At 36.8% G+C, this 921-nt stretch carries 1 protein-coding gene; it reads left to right on the top strand.

The features are described from left to right. The first annotated feature begins 44 nt into the window (after window positions 1–44). A complete protein-coding gene (locus E1171_RS00675; RefSeq protein WP_155203104.1) occupies window positions 45–377 on the top strand; it encodes a hypothetical protein in 333 nt (110 codons plus the stop codon). The last annotated feature ends 544 nt before the right edge of the window (window positions 378–921 follow it).

Here is a 921-nt window from a genome sequence, read left to right as displayed (position 1 = left end):
ACACCTTTTTCATAATATAAAACCAACTATTTTCCCAGGTTTTAATGAGATTTCAATTAACCTTAACGCTCACCCCTAAAAAAGAGCGTGCCGCTATCCCTAAGGATTACTACCGGTGGATAAGCGCATGGATTTACCGTGTTATTGCAAAAGCCGATAAGGAATTTAGTACATTTCTTCATGATACAGGTTACCGGCATGGGGCGAATAAAACCTTTAAGATTTTTACATTTAGCCGATTAGATCTTTATCCTTTTAAGGAGGATAAAAAGATGCAACTATTTTATTTACAAGGAAATGAAATAAGATTGGAATTAGCCTTCCAAATCGACCAAGCTTCCACCTCCATTATTCATGGCCTTTTTCTTAAACCTTAAACCGACTCTTACTCGCACCTTAGAGGAATTGAAATGCGGGAGCCATCTTTGTGGAAAGCCCGGAATTCCTCTTTTACTCGCACCTCAGAGGAATCAAACTCAATCTTACTACCTAAACAACAAAAAAATTTACTTTTCTTGGTTTTTCTTGAGAAAAAACCTCCATTAAAATAAGATTCTCTTTATGTGTTGGGCATAATCTTTTAAATATTATCGCATCTCTTTTTATCTACCCCAAAAAGTCCGAACCATCCTTGCAAACTCAGACTGTTATCATATGGACCCTATCTGTAAAATACTAAGCAAATTCTTCCATTTCCCATCCTTCTTTATCACCATGGTGCACTCCACATTTTTTACCATCCCCCTCATTTTGCAAAAGCACAGCTTCACTCCCCTACCCCTTCAACGGACTTCTTTCTTCCAAAAAACACCCTCTATAATAGATGCCACAACTCTAAATTGCATTTGTTTTATTCGATCATCCTAAGAATTTAACACTTTATCCCAATACCTTGTAAAGGTTGATTAAAACAGGCCATAG

Source organism: Xanthovirga aplysinae (genome assembly GCF_009711365.1).
GTDB classification, from domain to species: domain Bacteria; phylum Bacteroidota; class Bacteroidia; order Cytophagales; family Cyclobacteriaceae; genus Xanthovirga; species Xanthovirga aplysinae.
The sequence above is the reverse complement of the archived record's forward strand: the minus strand, read 5'-3'. Positions and strand labels throughout refer to the sequence as shown.